This window comes from Actinoplanes sp. OR16 (assembly GCF_004001265.1).
Classification (GTDB): Bacteria; Actinomycetota; Actinomycetes; order Mycobacteriales; family Micromonosporaceae; genus Actinoplanes.
This window is the reverse complement of record NZ_AP019371.1, coordinates 5528601-5545863: the sequence shown is the minus strand read 5'-3', so window position 1 is coordinate 5545863 and position 17263 is coordinate 5528601. Positions and strand designations below refer to the sequence as shown.

Sequence of the window (17263 nt, the reverse complement as noted above, 5' to 3'; positions counted from 1 at the left end):
GTGCCGCCCGTGCAGATCGACCTGGTCGCCCTGATCGTTGACGACTACGACCCCGCCATCGCGTTCTTCACCGGGGTCCTCGGCTTCGACCTGATCGAGGACTCGCCGTCGCTGACCACGAGCGGGCAGCCCAAACGCTGGGTCGTGGTGCGCCCGCCCGGCGCGCAGACCGGCATCCTGCTCGCCCGCGCGGACGGGGAGCGCCAGCAGGCGGCCGTCGGTGATCAGGCGGCCGGGCGAGTCGGTTTCTTCCTCCGGGTCGATGATTTCGATTCCGCGTACGACCGGATGACGCGCGAGGGAGTCACCTTCGTGCGGGAACCGCGGACGGAGGCGTACGGGAAGGTCGCGGTCTTCCTGGACGTCGCCGGCAACCGCTGGGACCTGCTCGGATCCTGAGGTCCCGCCCTACGCGAGCATCACCCGGCGGATCATCCGGCGGTGGCGCGCGATCCATGAGGCGCGTTGATCGCGGTTCCCGGCTGACCGGTGATCGTCATCATGGAGGTGTGAGCGGCAGGGTAGCGGCGTGGATCGCGGTGACGGTGGTGGCGCCGCTGATGTTCTTCGACGTCACGCACCGGTGGGAAGAGGACCAGGACGTGGGGTCGGCCCTGCTCTGGACCCTTGTCGCGCTGCCGGTGCTCGCTGCCACGATCAGGGCGCGGTCGCTCCTCGCCGGCACCGCGATCAGCCTGGTCTTCCTGGCCGCGTCGGCTGCCCTCTACCGGTGGATCATCCCGCTGAGCGGGGAGGCGGACTGGCTCGCCGTGTGGGGTTACGGATTGCTGGGCGCGGTCGCCGGCGCGGCGATCGGCCTGCGGTTCCGGGAGCGGCGGCTGAAGCGGCCCGGGTACGTGGCCGGTGTGCTCACCGCCGTGGCCGGTGTGCTGCTGGCGCCGGTGGTCGTCCGGCTGGGCGCGGAGGACAGCACGATCCAGTACGACGAGGGCCGGTACGGCGAGGTCACGGGAACCGTGGAACTCCCCGCTGCCGGCCGTTACGCGATCATGGCGATGGGCTTCTCCCCCCGGAATCCGGACTGCCGGGTCGGCGGCCGGCAGGTGGAGAAGGTGTCCATCCCGCCCGCCGACTACGGCGGCGACTTCGCGACGTACGCCTGGGTGGCCACCTTCACCGTGCCCGCGCCCGGCGCCTACACGCTGAGCTGCGACACGGGTGACGACGACGCGAGCTACACGGTCGGCGACGTGCCACGGATCCGCGGGGCGGTGGCCTCGATGATCCACTGGCCGGTCGTCATCGTCGGGCTGCTCGGCGGCATCCCCGGCCTGGTGATCATCGCGAGCCGGTACGTCAGGCGCCCGCGCCTGAGTCGACCGGGGTGACCGCGCCGGTCACCCACGACCAGAATCTGATTTTCGACAGCGCTCCGGCGGACTCACCGAGCGCGCGGGCCCTGGCATCGCCGGCGGTGCTGGGTTCGGAGTCGTTCACCGCGAGCCGGCCCGCCGCCGGTGTCACCGGCCCCGGCCACGCTGCGGGCGCGGACCGGGACCGCCGGGTCCGGGACTGCCGGGTCCGTAGGGCGAGGCACGACCGGCCCGGCTGCCGATCGGATGCGGGAAGGCCGTGGCAGCGAGCGGCGGCTGAGGGCGCACGACCAGACGATCCCGGGCGTCCTCGGTGACGGCCCGCAGCTCACCGCGAAGGTCCGGCGGCAACTGCTCCGCCAGCTCGCCGGCACGGCCCTCGAACTGCTCGATCTCCGCGGGACTCCAGGGCCGGGCCCGCCCGGTCTCCACGGCGGCCCGGGCGCCGGGTGGCGACACCCATCGCCCGTCCGCACCGAGCGCGTTGCCGTAGACCTGGGTGCCGTCGCGGAGGAAGACGTGCACGGCGTCGGCGAGATGTTCCCGTTCGACGTGTTCCATGGTGGACAGCAGCCCGGCGTACGCGTCCCGCTGGAAGGACTCCGGAACGTAGCGGCCGTAGCCCACGTCGGCGCGTCCCTCCTGGTAGCGGCTGAGCACGCTGAGCCGGCTGGCCGTCTCGTGCACGGCCATCGCCACGACCTCGACCCGGTAGCCGGCGTCCCGGAACTCGCCGAGGACGGAACGGGCCGCCTCGGGGGTGCGCAGCGTCGTGCTGAGCACCACGTCGTACCGCTGCTCGATGCAGTGTCTCGTGGCCATGCCCACCCAGCGGACGGCGTCGCCGTGGGTGGCCTGCGACGCGGCCCGGTCGTCCCGCGTCACCAGCGGGATGAAGTCGGGGTGCACCGGCCGGAACTTGTCGGCGTCGATGGTCACGGCGCCCGTGCCCAGAGTCGCGCCGACACGGTCCTCCACGGCGGTCTTCCCGGCCCCGGGCTGCCCCGCGACGATCACCAGCACGGGCTGGTCCCGCGGCACGCCGTGACTGAGGAACCGCGGCACGATCCGCTCGTGGAACCGCCGGACCGCTTCCTCTTCCGAGATCATCGAACGGGTTCCCGGCTCATGAGGCGAGCGACGCCATCAGCTCCCGCACCAGCGCCGGGTACTCGTCGATCACCCGCTGCGCGCCGGCCAGATCACCGACCCTCAGCTCCCGCTGCTCGGCGGCGTACCGCTCGGCCTCCGCTCGCAGCCGCGCCGCCTCCGCCGGATCGGACGCCCGATCGAGGTGAGCGTCGAGAGCCGCGAGCAGCGCCTGGTAGATGTCGGTGGCACGCTCGAAAGCCGCCGTCTCCTCCGGTGACAGATCACCGATGTCCCCGCTGAACTTCCTGCCGGTCACGCGGTCTCCTCCCACCGAGCCGTCGGATGACCATTATCGGCAATGGATGCATCGCCGTCTGACCCCAGCGGTGGATTGCTGACGGGATCAGGCTCTCGCGGGCATTAGCATCAATGCCGATGGCGCTATTCGATCCCTTCCTCGATACGGGAGACAAGATCGCGTCCATCGTCGGGGCAATTTGTGCGCTGTCGGCACTCTGGGTCGCCGTACGTACCGGATCCCAGCGCCGAGGACGCCGCGATCCCCGGCTCACCACCCTGCGGGAAGCCCAGCGCGCCGACTCGGCCCGACATCGGTACAGGTTCTTCGGTGATCACGTGCCCACCCTGACCGAACTCTACGTTCGCCCTCGCGCCTCCCCCAGCGGCGTTCCCGGGGACCGGGAGAAGGCACGCACCGTTCAGGCCAGTCAGATCCTTGCCGTCTATAAGCACGCCGTGCTGCTCGGTGACGCGGGCGCGGGCAAGTCCACTTTCCTCGCCGCAGTCGCCGGCGAGTTGGCCCTGCGTGGTGATGGTGATCTCGCTGTCATCGTGCCAGCGGCGGACCTGGCCGGTCGCCCGCTACCCACGGCGCTGAGCGAGGTGGTTCGTCGTGACCTCGGCGTCGATCTGCCCGCCGAAGTCTTTGAAAGGCCGCCACGACGAGGTAGCCACTGGCGGATCCTGATCGACGGGTTGGACGAGGTCGTCAGCGCGCGGGACCGCTCCGATGTGCTGTGGCGGATCCGCGATCTTCTCAACGCCGCCGGCCCGTATCGTATGGTGATCACCTCACGTCCGCTGACAGAACCGGAGCTGGCCGGACTCAACGTGCCCGACGTGGGTGTCTACGATCTGCGCCCCTTCGACCGCCGAGAGCTCGACGAGTTCGCCCGTCGCTGGTTCGCAGCACGGATTCCGAACGATCGTCGCAGCGCCGACGATGTCGCAGGCCGCTTCCTGGCTCGGGTGGACGGAGCGCGGCTGGGTCCCGTGGCCCGCGTTCCGTTGCTGGCCACCATCGCCGCCATCGTGTACGGAACCACCGACGACCGGGAGCTCCCGTCCAGCCGAGCCGCCCTCTACCGCCGTTTCACCGATCATCTGCTGGACGGACGCCAGTCACTGGAGCGTTTCCAGGAGGCGATCGAACCCGAACTGCTGTCGCGAGGGCTTCCCGGCGAGGCGGTCGCCGACTGGTTCCGCTCGGACGTGCACCGACACGTCAGTGACCTGCTCAGTGCGTGTGGAGTGGCCTGGCTCGCTGATCCGAACGTACGACTGACCGATGTCGCTGCCGCCTGGATCCGGACGAACGGCCCGCACGACCTCACCCGGCTCGCTCCGGACGGCGACCGCCTCCTGCGAGAGTTACTGCTGACGACGGGTATCTGCACCTTACGGAAGAACCGGGTGGTGTTCGTCCACCAGAGCTTCGCCGAGTTCTTCGCCGCCGAGCACGACGTCGCCGGCGCCGCTTTCGACGAGCAGACCTGGATGCTGGAGGCCATCAACCCGGTAACTCGTGGTAGAGCGGCCTTCCGCCTGGCCCGCCGACCGGACGCGGACTATTTGATCAACGCCCTGCTGGAGCGCGACGAACCGATCGTGGCGGGCGACCTGCTCGCCGATGGCATCCTTGTCTCGCCGAGAACCCACGATCACATCGTTCGACGCATGCTGATGGACGTCGAACGGGAGACCGAGCGGGCTCCTGATGCGCTGCGCATCCTCGGCGAACTCAGTCTCGACGCCGGCGTTCTCCAGCGAATGTGCCGACTCGCCGCGGATCCGGCGGTGTCGGCTTGGGCGCGAGCGCTGGTCGCCGACCGCGTCGCCGACGTGGACCCGGCAGCCGGTCATGAATTGCTGCGCACCGTCGCCGGGAATTCCGACGAAGTGGTGCACGCCTGGGTCGCCGACGCGTTGCGGGACCGTGCAGGGCTCAGCGTCCCCATGCTGACAATCGATCTTTCGGCACCGCAACGACCGTTGGGCACACTGGCCCGGCTGGCACTCAACCAGCGTCTCTCCGACACCCGCACCAGCGAGCTCGATCGGAAGGCCGCAGCAGTCCAACTCGCTGAGCACGGAGATCTCGCCGCGCTGCGCGCCATGGCAGAAGCCACCGACATCCACCCCGACCAGCGGGTGAGCCTGGCCACCGCACTCGCCGACACGGGTGATCCTGAGCTGCTCAGGAAACTCGGCACCAAGGAGGCCGGCAGTGCCCAGGCAAGCTACGCGGCCGCGCTCGCCCTATTCGATAGACGCGACCCGATGGCGGCCGCCGCATTGCGGAGGGTCGTCGACGTCCATCCTCTGTATCCCATGGCACATGCCGCCGCAGCGCGCTGTGCCGACCTTGGCGATCCGGCACCGCTCACCCAGTTGGCACGACAGCCGGGCCAAGGACATGTGCGCCTTGCCGCAGCCAGACGTCTTGCCGCCCTCGGTCACCCCGAGGCGCTGACCTGGTTGCTTGATGGTCATCTCGGCCCCGACCTGGAAGCCTACGCGCTGGCCGGCCTCCTTCAGGCGGGCAGAGCTGAAGCAGTCCCCCGGCTCGGTGCCCTGGTCCGACGGCACCGATTCACATTCGACCGGCGGATGGAATACCGCTACCTAATGGCGGCAAACGGTGACGAGGAGTCGCGAGAATGGCTGCATCGGCGAATGACGCGAAGCAATTCCTCGATCGAGTCCATCGAGGCGGCGGTGACGCTGGGGCTCCTGGCGGACGCCCGGGGTACAGCCGTCCTGCACCAGATCGCTGATGACACCGGGTACCACCGGATCGATCGAATCCGGGCCGCTCGAGGCCTCATCAGTGTCGAACCGCAGACCGGCGTTCGGGTGCTGCACCGGCTTGCCAGCCCGGCCTCACCAGCGCGGTTGCGGTTACTGGCCGCCTCCGAAGCGCTGAAACTGCTCAACACCACGACCCTTCTGGATCGGATCATAATGGATCCGATGGCTGCCACCGACATTCGCGTCGAGGCCAGCCGAATCCTCATCGACTTCCGGATGGACCTCTTCGTTGGCACGGCCGAGATGTTGCCACCAGAATTGCTGACGCGTCTCGCCGATCTGGCGAGGGCGGAAGACACGCCGGATGCTCTGCGGATCACGACCGCACACGTGCTGGCCATCGACGACGCCCGCGCGGTCCTCGAACCGATCGCGAGCGGCGAGGGAGAACCGAACACTCGCCTCGATGCGATCCTTCACCTCGACTCAATCGACCGGCAGGCCGCCGGTGCGGCGTTCGCCACGCTCCTCCGTGACGATCGAATCCCCCGCTTCCAGCGCTGGGTGATGCTCCTGGAGAACAGTGAACTACTGCCCGAGGGCGACGCCGACATCCTGCGCCGGCGATTCGGTGACCCAGACCAGCAATCCGTGCGTTTCATATGCGGAACGCTATTGCTGTTCCTATGGAAACCCACCCAGATCTTTGAGTTCCAACGCTGAAGGTCTCACCTGCCGGCCATGTCAGCACGGTCCCGGGCCTCGGCCGCCACCGCCGCTCATCGGGAGTCGGTGGGGCCTGTCGTCTCCTGACGGGCCGGCCAGTCGTCGAAGGCGCCCAGGGCGACCGCGTGGGCCACGAAGTCGGCGGCGTTCGCGGCGGCCTCGGCGGGGCGGTGGTGCTGCCGGCGGTCGACGCCCCAGTCCGAGACGGCCTTCACCAGGATCCAGGGGACGTTGGCCTCGGCGGCGGCGGCGTACAGGCCATGGCCCTCCATCTCGCCGCCGAGAGCCCGGCTGAACTCCCGCTTCAACGCGTCGCGGCGCTCCGACGAGTCGATCAGGGTCTGTGCCGACAGCAGCGGGCCGAACCGGACGGCCGCCCGGTGCCAGTCCGTCGACGCCGCCTGGAACCGGCTGACGATCGCCGACATGGTGGTCGGCCGCGGACCGATGTACTCGGTGCGGTCCTCGTGCTCGATGCGCGGGTCGAGGTCGTAGATCGAGGTGGCCACGATGACGTCGCCGAGCTGCTGGGGTTCGCGCGTCCAGTCCTCCCGGAGGCCGTAGCAGTACCCCACCATGATCACGAGGTCCGGCCGCCACTGCCGGATGGCCTCGGTGGCGGTGTGCTGAGCGGCGCTGGAGCCCTGCCGGGGACATTGGACGAGTCGCAGGGTGGTCGCACCGATCGTCCCCAGGTCGTAGGTGGTGACCGCGCCGGTGAACGACCGGCCGGTGAGCGCCGGGACGGTCCGCAGCACGGCATCCCGCTCGGTGTCGGTGACGGTCATCAGCAGGACGCGGGTGCTGGGCAGGAACTTCAGGTCGTCGAGCATCTCGTCGTGCTTGCTGATCGCCAGCTTGGCGGAGACCCACGTGACGGCGACGGTCGTCAGGCCGACGACGCCGAGCAGCCAGCCGAAGACCTGGGTCTGCCAGGTGGCGGCGGTGATCCCGGGAGCGCTCTGCCACACGATGTGCCAGGCCAGCCACTGCACGGCGGTGGCGTAGGTGGAGGGCCGCTCGGCGCAGGCGGCACCGCCGCAGGCCTGCTGCTCGACGTCGGCGACGAAGACGGCCAGCACCGCCACGATCACGGCGACGCCGCCGATCCAGAGGAGGAAGAACCCGCCACCGGCCTTCACCGGCTCACGGTACGCGGTGACCGGCCCGATCGGCCTGCGCAGCGCCACCCGGCTGTCCGGCCCGTACGGCAGGTGCAGCCGCTCGGCCACCACCCGGCGCATCGATGCGGTCGTCGCACCGCGCGTGAGGCAGACCAGAACCTCGCGGACCTGGCCGCCCTCGCCCGGCTCCCAGCCGCTGTCCCGGGCGCTCCTGCGGGCGTGATGCTCGACGAGCTGCTCCATCCGGTCCGCCGCCAGCCGCAGCAGCCGCGCCTCGTCGCCCGTCCCGGCGTGGGCCAGCGGCATCGACCAGTTGAAGCCGGGCAGCGACTCGGCGGCGAGCTCGTCCTTCGTCCGGGCGGCGAACATCCGTGATCCGGTCACCACGTGGGCGGTCATGAACACCGACACCCAGACGACCGCGGCGATCGCCAACCCCACTATCGCGTACGACGGCCGCGTCCCGCGCACGACCGTGAGCAGCACCATCACCGCCGCCGCCGTGAGCAGGAGGACGGGCGGCACGGCGAACACGAGCAGGTCCCAGCGCCGGTCCACCAGTCGCAGCAGCCGCAGCCCGACTCCGCCCCGGGCCTGCGGGGGCAGTCTCGCGAACCGCGGGCGTTCCAGGAGCGCGACTCCGGTCGTACCGGAACGCACCAGACGGCCCTCCGCATCCGCGACCCGCAGCATGACCGCCAGAGGTCCGCGGGAGCTGACGATGCCGAGCACACTGCGTGGCCGCGCGACCCGCACCGCCTCCGCCCCGAACTCGGCGGCGCGGATCGCCCGCACGGCGGCGCGACAGTCGGCAGAGGACATCCGCAGGCTAGCCTCCGAAGATCACCATTTCGGTACGGGTGTCCGCGGTGGCAGCCTTCTGCACCATCATCAGGTCCGGGCGCTTGTCGCCGTTCCAGTCGGTGATCAGCAGGTCGAGGTGGGTGGTCACGCCGGCCACCGAATCCGTCTTGGACAGCTGACGCCGCAGTTGCTTCTCGCCGTCGAAGACACGGACCTGGGTCCGGCCGGCGGCCGTGGCCGACTTCTGCAGCACCACCAGGTCGGGGTGGCGGTCGTTGTCGTAGTCGGTCACCACGACCGGATGGCCGGTGCCGGCCGTCTCCGGCGTGGCGGTGGCCGGCATCAGGTGCTTCTGGAAGGTCGCGGCGCCGTCCAGGACCTGCACCTCCATCTTGCCGGTGCCGGTGCCGGAGGTCTGCGTGACGACCAGGTCGAGCCGGTCGTCGCCGTTCCAGTCGGCCGCCGCGAACCGGAACCGCTCGTCGGTGGCGGCGAGCACCGCCGTCGGCTCGAGCAGGATCTGCTGGAATCCCGACGCGCCGTCCAGGATCTGCACCTCGGTGCGGCCGCTCGCGGCACCGGACCGCTGCGTCACGAACAGGTCCGGGCGCTTGTCGCCGTTCCAGTCGGCGAACGCGTAGTCGAACCGTTCGTCGGTCGGGCCGAGCGCGGTGGCGGTGGTCAGGATCAGCGCCGCGAAGTTCGTGGCCCCGTCCATGATCCGGACCTCGGTCTTGCCGGTGACCGTCCCCGAGCCGTTGACGAGCGCCAGGTCGGGCTTGCCGTCACCGTTCCAGTCGGTCAGGGCCAGCTCGTTGCGGGTCGCGATCGGTCCCAGCACCGTCGCGGCGGTGATCAGGGCCTTCTGCAGCGGGCCCGTGGGTTTCGCGGACGCGCTCGGCACCGGCGCCGACTCCGCCGTGCCCCACAGCGCCGCCACGATCAGCTCGGCGTCGAGGGCCTCGGGCGAGTAGGCGCGGGGGAAGGCGGACCGCTGCACGGCCTGGCTGATCGCCCCGACGTCGCCGGTCTGCCAGCTGCCGTCCGGGTACTTGCGCACCATCGAGGAGAGGAAGGCATTCGTCGCGTACGTCGGATCGACCAGCTGATCGGGCCGCCCCCACCCCTGCGACGGCCGTTGCTGGAACAGGCCGAGGCTGTCGTGGTCGAGCGCGACAGTGTGATTGTTCAGCGTGCTCTCGGCGATGGCGGTGGTCACGGCGATGACAGCGGCGCGCCGGTTCAGACCCCGGGCCTGGACGGCGCTGACGATGGCACGGGCACAGGCGATGCTGCTGCCACTGACCGCGCGCCCGAGTCGCTTCCCGGTCATCGACGGCCGTAGCTGCTCGGCGAGCGCCCGATCGTCGGCGACGACCCCGGCTGCCCGGCACGGCGCCTGTCTGGCCGGCGCGGCCTGCGCCGGTCCCGGTGCGGACACCACCGCGGCGGCGACCAGCAGGGCGGACAACCACCGGCCGGCACCCGCTCCGCGGCGAATCACCGGCGATCCCGTCTGCTGCGCTGTCATCCCGTGCCGAACCTCCGCTGCCCCGCCTGCGTGCCGCCTAATCTGCCATACGTCCTCCACTACCCGAAAGGCCCGCCGGAAGCGGCAGAATCCTCCTTACCGCTAAACCCTTTCCTTCTCGTGCCGATGATCTGCACGAGAGGGACGGGGTGTATGCGGGAGAGGTCGGTAGCGGGCGACGAGGGCTTCACCCTGGTCGAGCTCATCATCGCTCTGACGATCATCAGCATCACCCTGCTCGCGAGCACGCCGTTCTTCGTCGCCAGCCTCAACAACGTCAACGCGCAGCGGGGGCGGCAGGCGGCGATCCAGCTCGCCAACACCGCGATCGAGCAGGTGCGCGGGCTGCAGGGCAGCGCGCTGCTGAGCGGGCGCAGCACGGGCGCCACCCAGGAGCAGTTCGACGCCGCGCCCCCATCGATGCGGGACTACCTGGCGACGATGGCGGTCGAGGCGGATTCGACGATCACCGACGCGACCGCGACCGACGGCGCCGACGCGCCGATCCCCACCACGTCGCAGAAGCTCACCGTGGAGGGCACGACCTACACGCAGAACATCTACGTCGGCGCGTGCGAGATCTACCTGGTCAAGACGAGCAGCGGCGACTGCGTCTATCCGATGGGCGCCGACGCGCCCTCCGACTCCACCAAGATCCTCAAGTTCTTCCGGGTGGTCGTGCTGGTGACCTGGCCGGACAAGGCCTGCACCAGCAGCAGCGGCGCCGCGACCTGCGAGTACATCACCTCGACGCTGGTCGCCCGGGCCGCCGAGCCGATCTTCGACTTCCACCGGGCGTCACCGACGGTGCTCACCACCACGATCTACTTCTACAAGGACGTGGAGGGGATCTACCAGCTGGAGGCGCGCGGCGGCTATCTGCCGAACACCTGGACCCTCGCCGCGGCCAGCCCGAAGCTGCCGGACGGGCTGTCGATGTCCAAGTACGGCGTGATCACCGGGACCGTGGCGACGGCCGGCACCACCAACCTGAGCGTGACCGTCACCGACAACCAGGGCCGCACCGACACCGAGCCGGTCTCCCTCAAGGTGGTGCTGCCGCCGACCGTCACGGTGCCGGCCACCTCGACCCGCGTCGGCGACACCGTCAGCGTGCAGGCGACCGGCGCGAACGGGGTCCCCGCATACAGCTACACCGCGTCCGGGCTGCCCACCGGCCTGACCATCGCCAAGAAGACCGGGCTGATCACCGGCACCCCGACCGTCGCCGGCACCTACGCCGTCACGTTCACCATCACCGATGCCAACGCGGTGACCGGCACCCTCGCGTACACCTGGGTGGTCTCCCCCGCCCTCGTCCTGACCGGCCTCGCCGACCAGACGATCACCCTGGGCAACCAGATCGACCTGACCGCGGTCGCGTCCGGCGGCGACGGCACCTACACGTACAGCGCCACCGGACTGCCCACCGGGCCATCCGTCAGGATCAACGCGAACAACGGGTCGATCTCCGGCAAACCGACCGCGACCGGCCGGTTCCTGCCCACGATCACCGTCACCGACGGCACCGGCGCCACCGCGAGCCGGACCATCGCGATCATCGTGACCAGCACGACCTCGCTGATCTTCACGGCGCCCTCGCTGACCGCACCCGACCAGAGCACCGCCAAGGGCGCCGCCGCGTCACTGACGCTCGCCACGAACGGCGCGCTGCTCGGCCTGGCCCCGGTGCTGACCGTCACCGGACTGCCCACCGGCCTGAGCCTCAACGCCCTGACCGGCGTCATCTCCGGCACGCCGACCACCGCCGGCAGCTACACGGTCACCGCGACCGCCACCGGCCTGTCCAGCAACGTCAGCGTGCTGACCTTCGTTTGGAAGGTGACATGACCGAGGATCAGGACGACACCGGCTACACCCTCATCGAGCTGCTGGTCAGCATGGGGCTGATGAGCGTGGTGCTGGTGATGGTGGTCAGCGGCCTGTCCGAGGTCTACTCGGACGTCAACCGCGCCGACGGCATGGCCGGCGCCCGCGAGCAGATCACCACCAGCTTCCGGCGGCTGGACAAAGAGGTCCGCTACGCGAACTGGATGGCCCAGCCCTCCCCCGCGATGAGCGGCGCCTACTACCTGGAGTACGCCACCCTCAACGGCTGCCGGCAGCTGGCCTACAAGAACGGCGCGCTCACCCTGGCCGCCTGGGACCCGGCGAAGGGGACCACGCCGGGGACACCACAGACCATCGCCACCGGCCTGACGCTGACCGGGACCCTGGCGCCGTTCACCGTCATCCTGCCCGGCGACAGCCCGTACGCCTCGGCCAGCCCGGGCACCGTCGGCACCGGGACCGGGTACGTCCCGCAGCACAGCCAGCTCCGGATGCGGTTCACCGCCAAGTACGCCACCGTGACGATGCCGGTCGACGTGCTGTTCACGGCGCAGAACACCACGTCGTACAACGTCTTCGGCAACAACCGCGAGCTCCTCGACAACGACTGCAGCAAGGGGAGGCCGTCATCATGAGGCTGACGACACTTCGTACGGACGAAGGCTCCCTGCCGATGGCCATGCTGCTCATCACGGTCGTCCTGTCGATCTCGGCCGTCCTGGTGCCGGTCGTGGTCCGGCAGACGGCGGCCACCAAGAACCTCGCCGAACGCACCACCATGCTCGACGCCGCCCAGTCCGGCATGGACGTGATGATGGCGCGGGTACGGGCCGCCGCCGACGTGGAGACCCGCGAGGGCTACCTGGAGAACATGCCGCCGTGCACGCTGAGCGGCGACGCCGGGGTGTCCGCCACCACCGAGCGCCTGACCTACCAGGTGACGATCACCTACTACGACGCGGCCGGCACCGCGCTGTCCTGCCCGGTCACCGACGTGCCGACCACCGCGAAGGTCGTCTCGGTGGGCACCACCGGGACGACCAAGCGGACCCTGACCGCCACCTACGTCTTCTCCACCAGCAACACGAACATCCCCGGCGGCCAGATCCGGATCTCCAGTTCGACGCTGGGCAACCAGTGCATGGACTCCGGCTCCAGCAAGGCACCCACGGCCGGCAGCGCGCTGATCATGGCGACCTGTGACGGCAGCAGCCGGCAGCAGTTCGGCTACACCGCCGACCTCTACCTCAAACTCATCGGCTCGGAGGCGACCGGCGCTGACGACGGCATGTGCATCTACCCCGGCGCCACCGACGCGAAGGGCAAACACGTCAGCGGCACCGCGCTCACCTTCCAGCCCTGCCCGGCCACCACCCCGGCGACGTTCGGCTTCCAGTGGAGCCTGGACGGCAACAGCGTGTTCCACTCGGCCGACAGCGCCAAGGCCGTCGAGTCGACGTGCATCAACGTGGTCAGCCCGGGAACGGCCGGCAGCACGGTCGCCCTCGGCGGCTGCAGTACGTCGGCGACGAAGACGGTCTGGCGCTCGGCGCCCGGTGTGGGCGCCGGCATGGCCGGGGACAACACGTACCAGCTGGTGAACTATGCCCAGTTCAGCCGCTGCCTGGACGTGACCAGCAAGTCGATGACCGCGACGTACATGATCACCTGGTTCTGCAAGCAGGCACCCAACGGGGTGGTCGACTTCAACCAGCAATGGGTTCACCCCGTGCCGGACGCCACGAAGAAGGAGGTCTCGGCGACCGGCCCGATCATCGTCAACAACTACACCAGCACCAGCAACGCGGTCAGCGCCTGCTCGACCAGCACCGCGAAGGGCTGCGGCAGCAACTACTGCCTGAAGTCGCCGGGAACCGCCACCTCCAGCTCCTGGGTGACGGTGGAGGGGTGCTCGACCGCCGCGCTGCAGGCCAAGAACTACCTGCAGTGGACCGTCTACCACGACACCGGCGACTACGCGACCAGCTACCGGATCAAGGATTACAAGGGCAACTGCCTGCAGCCGACCCGGCAGACCGACACCACCTACACCGCGCCCTCCAGCGACCTGCACAGCGACGGCACCAGCAAGGTGAAGGTGGTCGCCTGCAATTCGTCGGAGCTGCAGAAGTGGAACGCGCCGGCGAACATCAGCAAGCCGACCCCTCTCACCGACCTGATCGAGTCCTGACCCGGCCACCGGGGGATCTGACGAGCGCGACGACCGTCGTCTTCACGGTCCGGTGAAGTCCGCCGGGTCGAGGGCTGTCCTGCCGACCCCGTAGGCGCAGACCGCGAAAGCCAAGAAGATGACGCCGAAGACGACGGTGGCGGCGAGCCGCCCCCGGGTGCCTCGCACCGGCGCCGCCGCGCTCGGGTTCGCCGGGTCGTAGAGGACGGCGATCTCGGTGCCGACCACGTGCGAGCGGAACCCGCCGAGATCGGCCAGCGGCGTGGTGATCTCCTGCCCGGAATCGGTACGGAAGGTGACGATCGGCCGGAAACTCATCCGCCCCTCGGACCGGGACTCCATCTGGTTGTCGACCACCCGCGCCGTCGCCTGCCGCCCCGACGTGCCGAGCGCCCGCAGCGCGAGCCACCTGCGGACAGCGATGACGATCAAGGCAACGCCGGTCAGCGCGGGAATGCCCACCACGAGGGCCAGAACGATCTCTTCGAACACGGCACGACTCTAGGTCACCACCACACTACCCAGGATCATTCCCGGTACGCCGGCAGCTCCGCCCCGACCGGCTCCCGCCGGGACGATGGCAGCGCTGCACTAGCCTGTCGGCCGTGAGGCAGCAGAGTGACCCCGGCACCGAACCCCGATCCCGCCTGGAGATCGCCAGGGAGGTGGCCGAACCGGTCCTCGGCCGCCGCGCCGCGAAGCGGATCGCCGCCTTCGAGAACGGCGAGCTGTACGTCGAAGCCGGGCTGCCGGCGCGCACCCTGGCCTGGTTCGCCGACTTCCTGGTCTTCGCCGCCGGCGTCGTCGTGGGTGTCGTGCTGATCGGCGGCGCGACCGTCTCGGCCGACCTGTCCACCACCGCGGTGAGCGTGCTGGCACTCGCGCTGCTCGTGGTCGTCCCGCTGCTGTACGGCCTCTGCTACCGCAACGGCCGTGCCCTCGGCGCGGTGCTGACCGGCACCCGGCTGGTCCGGCTCAGCGACGGCGGCCGGATCGGCGCGAAGGCGTCCTGGGCGATGCTGCTCCGCACGGTCCTGATGCCCCTGCTCCTGATCGTCGTGATCGTGAGCGCCTTCGACGGCGGCTTCACGGGACCGGACGGCTCCACCGTCCGCACCAGCATCGACCGCGCCGCCACCAGGCGCCTCCGGACCCTGGACATCCCCGAGCGGTGACACCCCGCCCGGCTTCATCCATCGAGGGGTGATGCCGCGCAGCGCAGAACGCCGGATCGTGGGCGTGTGCGGACGGCTCCGGTCGCGGGAACCGGCCTCAACTGTCCAGGAGGCCGAGTTCGCGGGCACGGGCCACGGCCTTGCTCCGGGAGGTGGTGCCGAGTTTGCGATAGATCGACTGGACCTGGGCTCGGATGGTGTGCGGCGACAGGTGCACCTCGTCGGCGATCTCCGGGACCATCAGGTGGGTGGCGAGCAGGGGCAGCAGGCGCAGCTCGGCCACGGTGAGCCGGGACGGGCCGTGTTCGGCGCCGCCGCGCCGGGTGGACAGGCGGGCGCGGAGCGACTCCGCTTCGGCGGCCAGGGTTCCCAGGTCGGGGCGGAGCTTGAACACCTCGTCGATCTCGTCCATCAGGATCCGGGCGGCGGGCACGTCGGCCAGGGCGAGGTGGACCCGGGCCAGTTCGATGCGGGCCTGCACGGCGATGAACGGAACCGTGGTGCTCAGCCAGGGCCGCACCCGCTGGGCGGCGGCGACGTGTTCCCGCGCCGCCGGCAGGTCGCCACGGTGCAGCGCGGTCCGGGCCTGGACCGCGTGGACCAGTGGTGCCGCGATGCTCTCCTCCAGCCCGGACCCGTCCAGCCCGGCGCGGTCCAGCCCGGCGCGGTCCAGCCCGGCCTGGTCCAGGGCGGCGCGGGCGCGCCCGGCCAGGTCCTCGGCGGCGGCGTGGTCGCCCCGGGCCATGGCCAGCAGCGACCGCTCGGCCAGGGCGATCGCGTGATGCGGCCCGCTCCCGGTCCCGCCGGCGGCGACGGCGTCGCGCAGGTACGCGTCGCCGGCCTCGCCGTCACCGGAGAGCACCCGCGCGATGCCCTGCAGCGTCGCGCTCACCGGGACCACGAAACCGTCCGTGCCGGCGAAGAGCAGGGCGGCCTCGTCGGCGTCGGCCCGCATCTGCCCGATCCCGTTGCGGCACAGCTCCGCCCGGAACAGCGCCGCCCACGCCCGGCCGCGGAATTCCGGGAACCGGGTGCCCTGCTGGTCCAGCCAGTGGATCCACCGCCGCAGGGTGGCCTCCCGGCTCGGGGCGAGGACCCGGTTCCAGAGTCCTTCGACCAGGCGTGCTGCCCGGTCGGCGTCACCGGCGGCGAGGGCGTATTCGAGGGCGTCCTCCGGTGAGCCGTTGCCGGCGTGCCAGTCGGCGGCCCGGCGGCGCAGCTCCGGGATCCGATCCGGTTCCCGGCGGTCCAGCTCGGCCAGGAGCATGTCGCGGAACAGGTGGTGGTAGCGGAACCACCGCCCGGACCGGTCGAGCGGCACCAGCAGCATGTTCGCGGCGGCCAGCTCCTCCAGGACCGCGCCGGAGCCGGTCGCGCCGAGCACGCTGTCGCAGAGCCGCTCGGTCATCCGTTCCAGCACCGCGGTCCGGGTCAGGAACCGGCGCTGGTCGTCGGAGAGCCGTTCGAGCAGCTCGGATCGGAGGTATTCGCTGACGAACCGGTCACTGCCGCTGAACGCATCCGCCGCTTTCTCGACCGGCACACCGGCGCGCACGGACAATGCCGCGAGATAAAGACCGGCAGCCCATCCTTCGGTACGCCGGAAGAGCCGCGCGAAAGCGTCCCCGCCGAGCCGGACCCCGGCCCGGTGCAGCAGCGCCGACGCCTCCTCGGTGGTCAGCGCCAGGTCATCCGGGCCGACCTCCAGGAGCCGGCCCTCGGCCCGCAGCCGCGCGACCCGGACCGGCATCCCGGACCGCCCGGCCAGCACCAGCCGTGACCCGGCCGGAACGTGGTCGGCCAGCGCGGACACCGCGGCCCGGCATTCCCCTTTCCGCAGCACGTGCACGTCGTCCAGGACCAGAACGACCGGCGCCGACATCGACCGGAACGCCGCCGCGAGCCGCGGGATGACCGAGCCGGCCACCGAACTCTGCGGTGACGCGAGCGCGGCGAAGACCCGCTCGCCGATCGGCTCCACGGCGTCGAGGGCTTCGGCGATGTAGGACAACAGGACCCGCGGATCGTTGTCGCCCTCGTCCGCCGACACCCAGGCGAAGGCCCGCCCGTTCCGCTCGGCCCACTGCGCCAGCAGCGTCGTCTTCCCGTAGCCGGCCGGCGCGACCACCGACACGACCGGGCCGGCGTCGTCGTGTGCCAGCCGCTCGATCAGCGGAACCCGGGCGACCGTGCCGGGCCGGGTGGCGGGCCGCAGCAGCTTCGAGGGAACCGGTTCGAGCGCCCGTCCGGCCGCCCGTGGCGCGGGAATCATCTGACCGATGTCCGTCACAAGCCCGAGCGTCCCAGCGGATTCCGCGGGCGGCATCGTCCGAAACGGATGGCCCGCGACGACCATGACTCCGCCGGTCGGCCGCGCCGTGGTC

13 protein-coding genes are annotated in these 17263 nt (G+C 70.5%); 7 read left to right on the top strand and 6 right to left on the bottom strand.

Annotation, left to right across the window (positions count from 1 at the left end):
• Positions 1-9 precede the first annotated feature (9 nt).
• Positions 10-399: a VOC family protein gene (locus EP757_RS25245; RefSeq protein ID WP_127549997.1), complete on the top strand. Its 390-nt coding sequence runs from the start codon at positions 10-12 to the stop codon at positions 397-399.
• Between the two features lie 110 nt (positions 400-509).
• On the top strand, positions 510-1349 hold the full coding sequence (locus EP757_RS25240) for a hypothetical protein (RefSeq protein ID WP_127549995.1): 840 nt from the start codon (positions 510-512) through the stop codon (positions 1347-1349).
• A gap of 132 nt (positions 1350-1481) precedes the next feature.
• Here EP757_RS25240 and EP757_RS25235 read toward each other — a convergent pair whose 3' ends face one another.
• On the bottom strand, positions 1482-2444 hold the full coding sequence (locus EP757_RS25235; protein ID WP_127549993.1) for a zeta toxin family protein: 963 nt from the start codon (positions 2442-2444) through the stop codon (positions 1482-1484).
• 16 nt (positions 2445-2460) lie between these two features.
• Positions 2461-2742 carry a hypothetical protein gene (locus tag EP757_RS25230; protein ID WP_127549991.1) on the bottom strand — a complete coding sequence of 94 codons (282 nt, stop codon included), beginning with the start codon at positions 2740-2742 and terminating at the stop codon, positions 2461-2463.
• 119 nt (positions 2743-2861) lie between these two features.
• Here EP757_RS25230 and EP757_RS25225 point away from each other — a divergent pair, with 119 nt between their 5' ends.
• Entirely contained in the window at positions 2862-6200 is a 3339-nt protein-coding gene (locus EP757_RS25225; protein ID WP_160165885.1) for an NACHT domain-containing NTPase, read from the top strand.
• Positions 6201-6256: 56 nt separating this feature from the next.
• On the opposite strand, the gene EP757_RS25220 is transcribed toward EP757_RS25225, so the two are convergent.
• The gene (locus EP757_RS25220; RefSeq protein ID WP_127549988.1) at positions 6257-8149 is read right to left on the bottom strand and encodes a hypothetical protein; all 1893 of its coding nucleotides are present in this window, start codon (positions 8147-8149) and stop codon (positions 6257-6259) included.
• A gap of 7 nt (positions 8150-8156) precedes the next feature.
• Positions 8157-9635, bottom strand: coding sequence for a VCBS repeat-containing protein (locus EP757_RS25215; protein WP_127549986.1), 1479 nt, complete (start codon positions 9633-9635; stop codon positions 8157-8159).
• 180 nt (positions 9636-9815) lie between these two features.
• On the opposite strand from EP757_RS25215, the gene EP757_RS25210 reads away from it, so the two are divergent.
• Genes EP757_RS25210 through EP757_RS25200 form a run of 3 tightly spaced genes read left to right on the top strand, consistent with a single transcriptional unit; the run spans position 9816 to position 13704 of the window.
• Positions 9816-11513, top strand: coding sequence for a putative Ig domain-containing protein (locus EP757_RS25210; protein ID WP_160165884.1), 1698 nt, complete (start codon positions 9816-9818; stop codon positions 11511-11513).
• Positions 11510-12148: a prepilin-type N-terminal cleavage/methylation domain-containing protein gene (locus tag EP757_RS25205; protein WP_127549982.1), complete on the top strand. Its 639-nt coding sequence runs from the start codon at positions 11510-11512 to the stop codon at positions 12146-12148. Before EP757_RS25210 ends, EP757_RS25205 begins: the two co-directional genes overlap by 4 nt.
• On the top strand, positions 12145-13704 hold the full coding sequence (locus EP757_RS25200; RefSeq protein ID WP_127549980.1) for a DUF1561 family protein: 1560 nt from the start codon (positions 12145-12147) through the stop codon (positions 13702-13704). Before EP757_RS25205 ends, EP757_RS25200 begins: the two co-directional genes overlap by 4 nt.
• A gap of 42 nt (positions 13705-13746) precedes the next feature.
• On the opposite strand, the gene EP757_RS25195 is transcribed toward EP757_RS25200, so the two are convergent.
• Positions 13747-14196, bottom strand: coding sequence for a DUF3592 domain-containing protein (locus EP757_RS25195; RefSeq protein ID WP_127549978.1), 450 nt, complete (start codon positions 14194-14196; stop codon positions 13747-13749).
• Between the two features lie 113 nt (positions 14197-14309).
• Here EP757_RS25195 and EP757_RS25190 point away from each other — a divergent pair, with 113 nt between their 5' ends.
• A complete protein-coding gene (locus EP757_RS25190) occupies positions 14310-14879 on the top strand; it encodes an RDD family protein (protein WP_127549976.1) in 570 nt (189 codons plus the stop codon).
• A gap of 97 nt (positions 14880-14976) precedes the next feature.
• On the opposite strand, the gene EP757_RS42915 is transcribed toward EP757_RS25190, so the two are convergent.
• Positions 14977-17169, bottom strand: a complete 2193-nt coding sequence (locus EP757_RS42915) for a LuxR C-terminal-related transcriptional regulator (protein ID WP_160165883.1) — start codon at positions 17167-17169, stop codon at positions 14977-14979.
• Between the last annotated feature and the right edge of the window lie 94 nt (positions 17170-17263).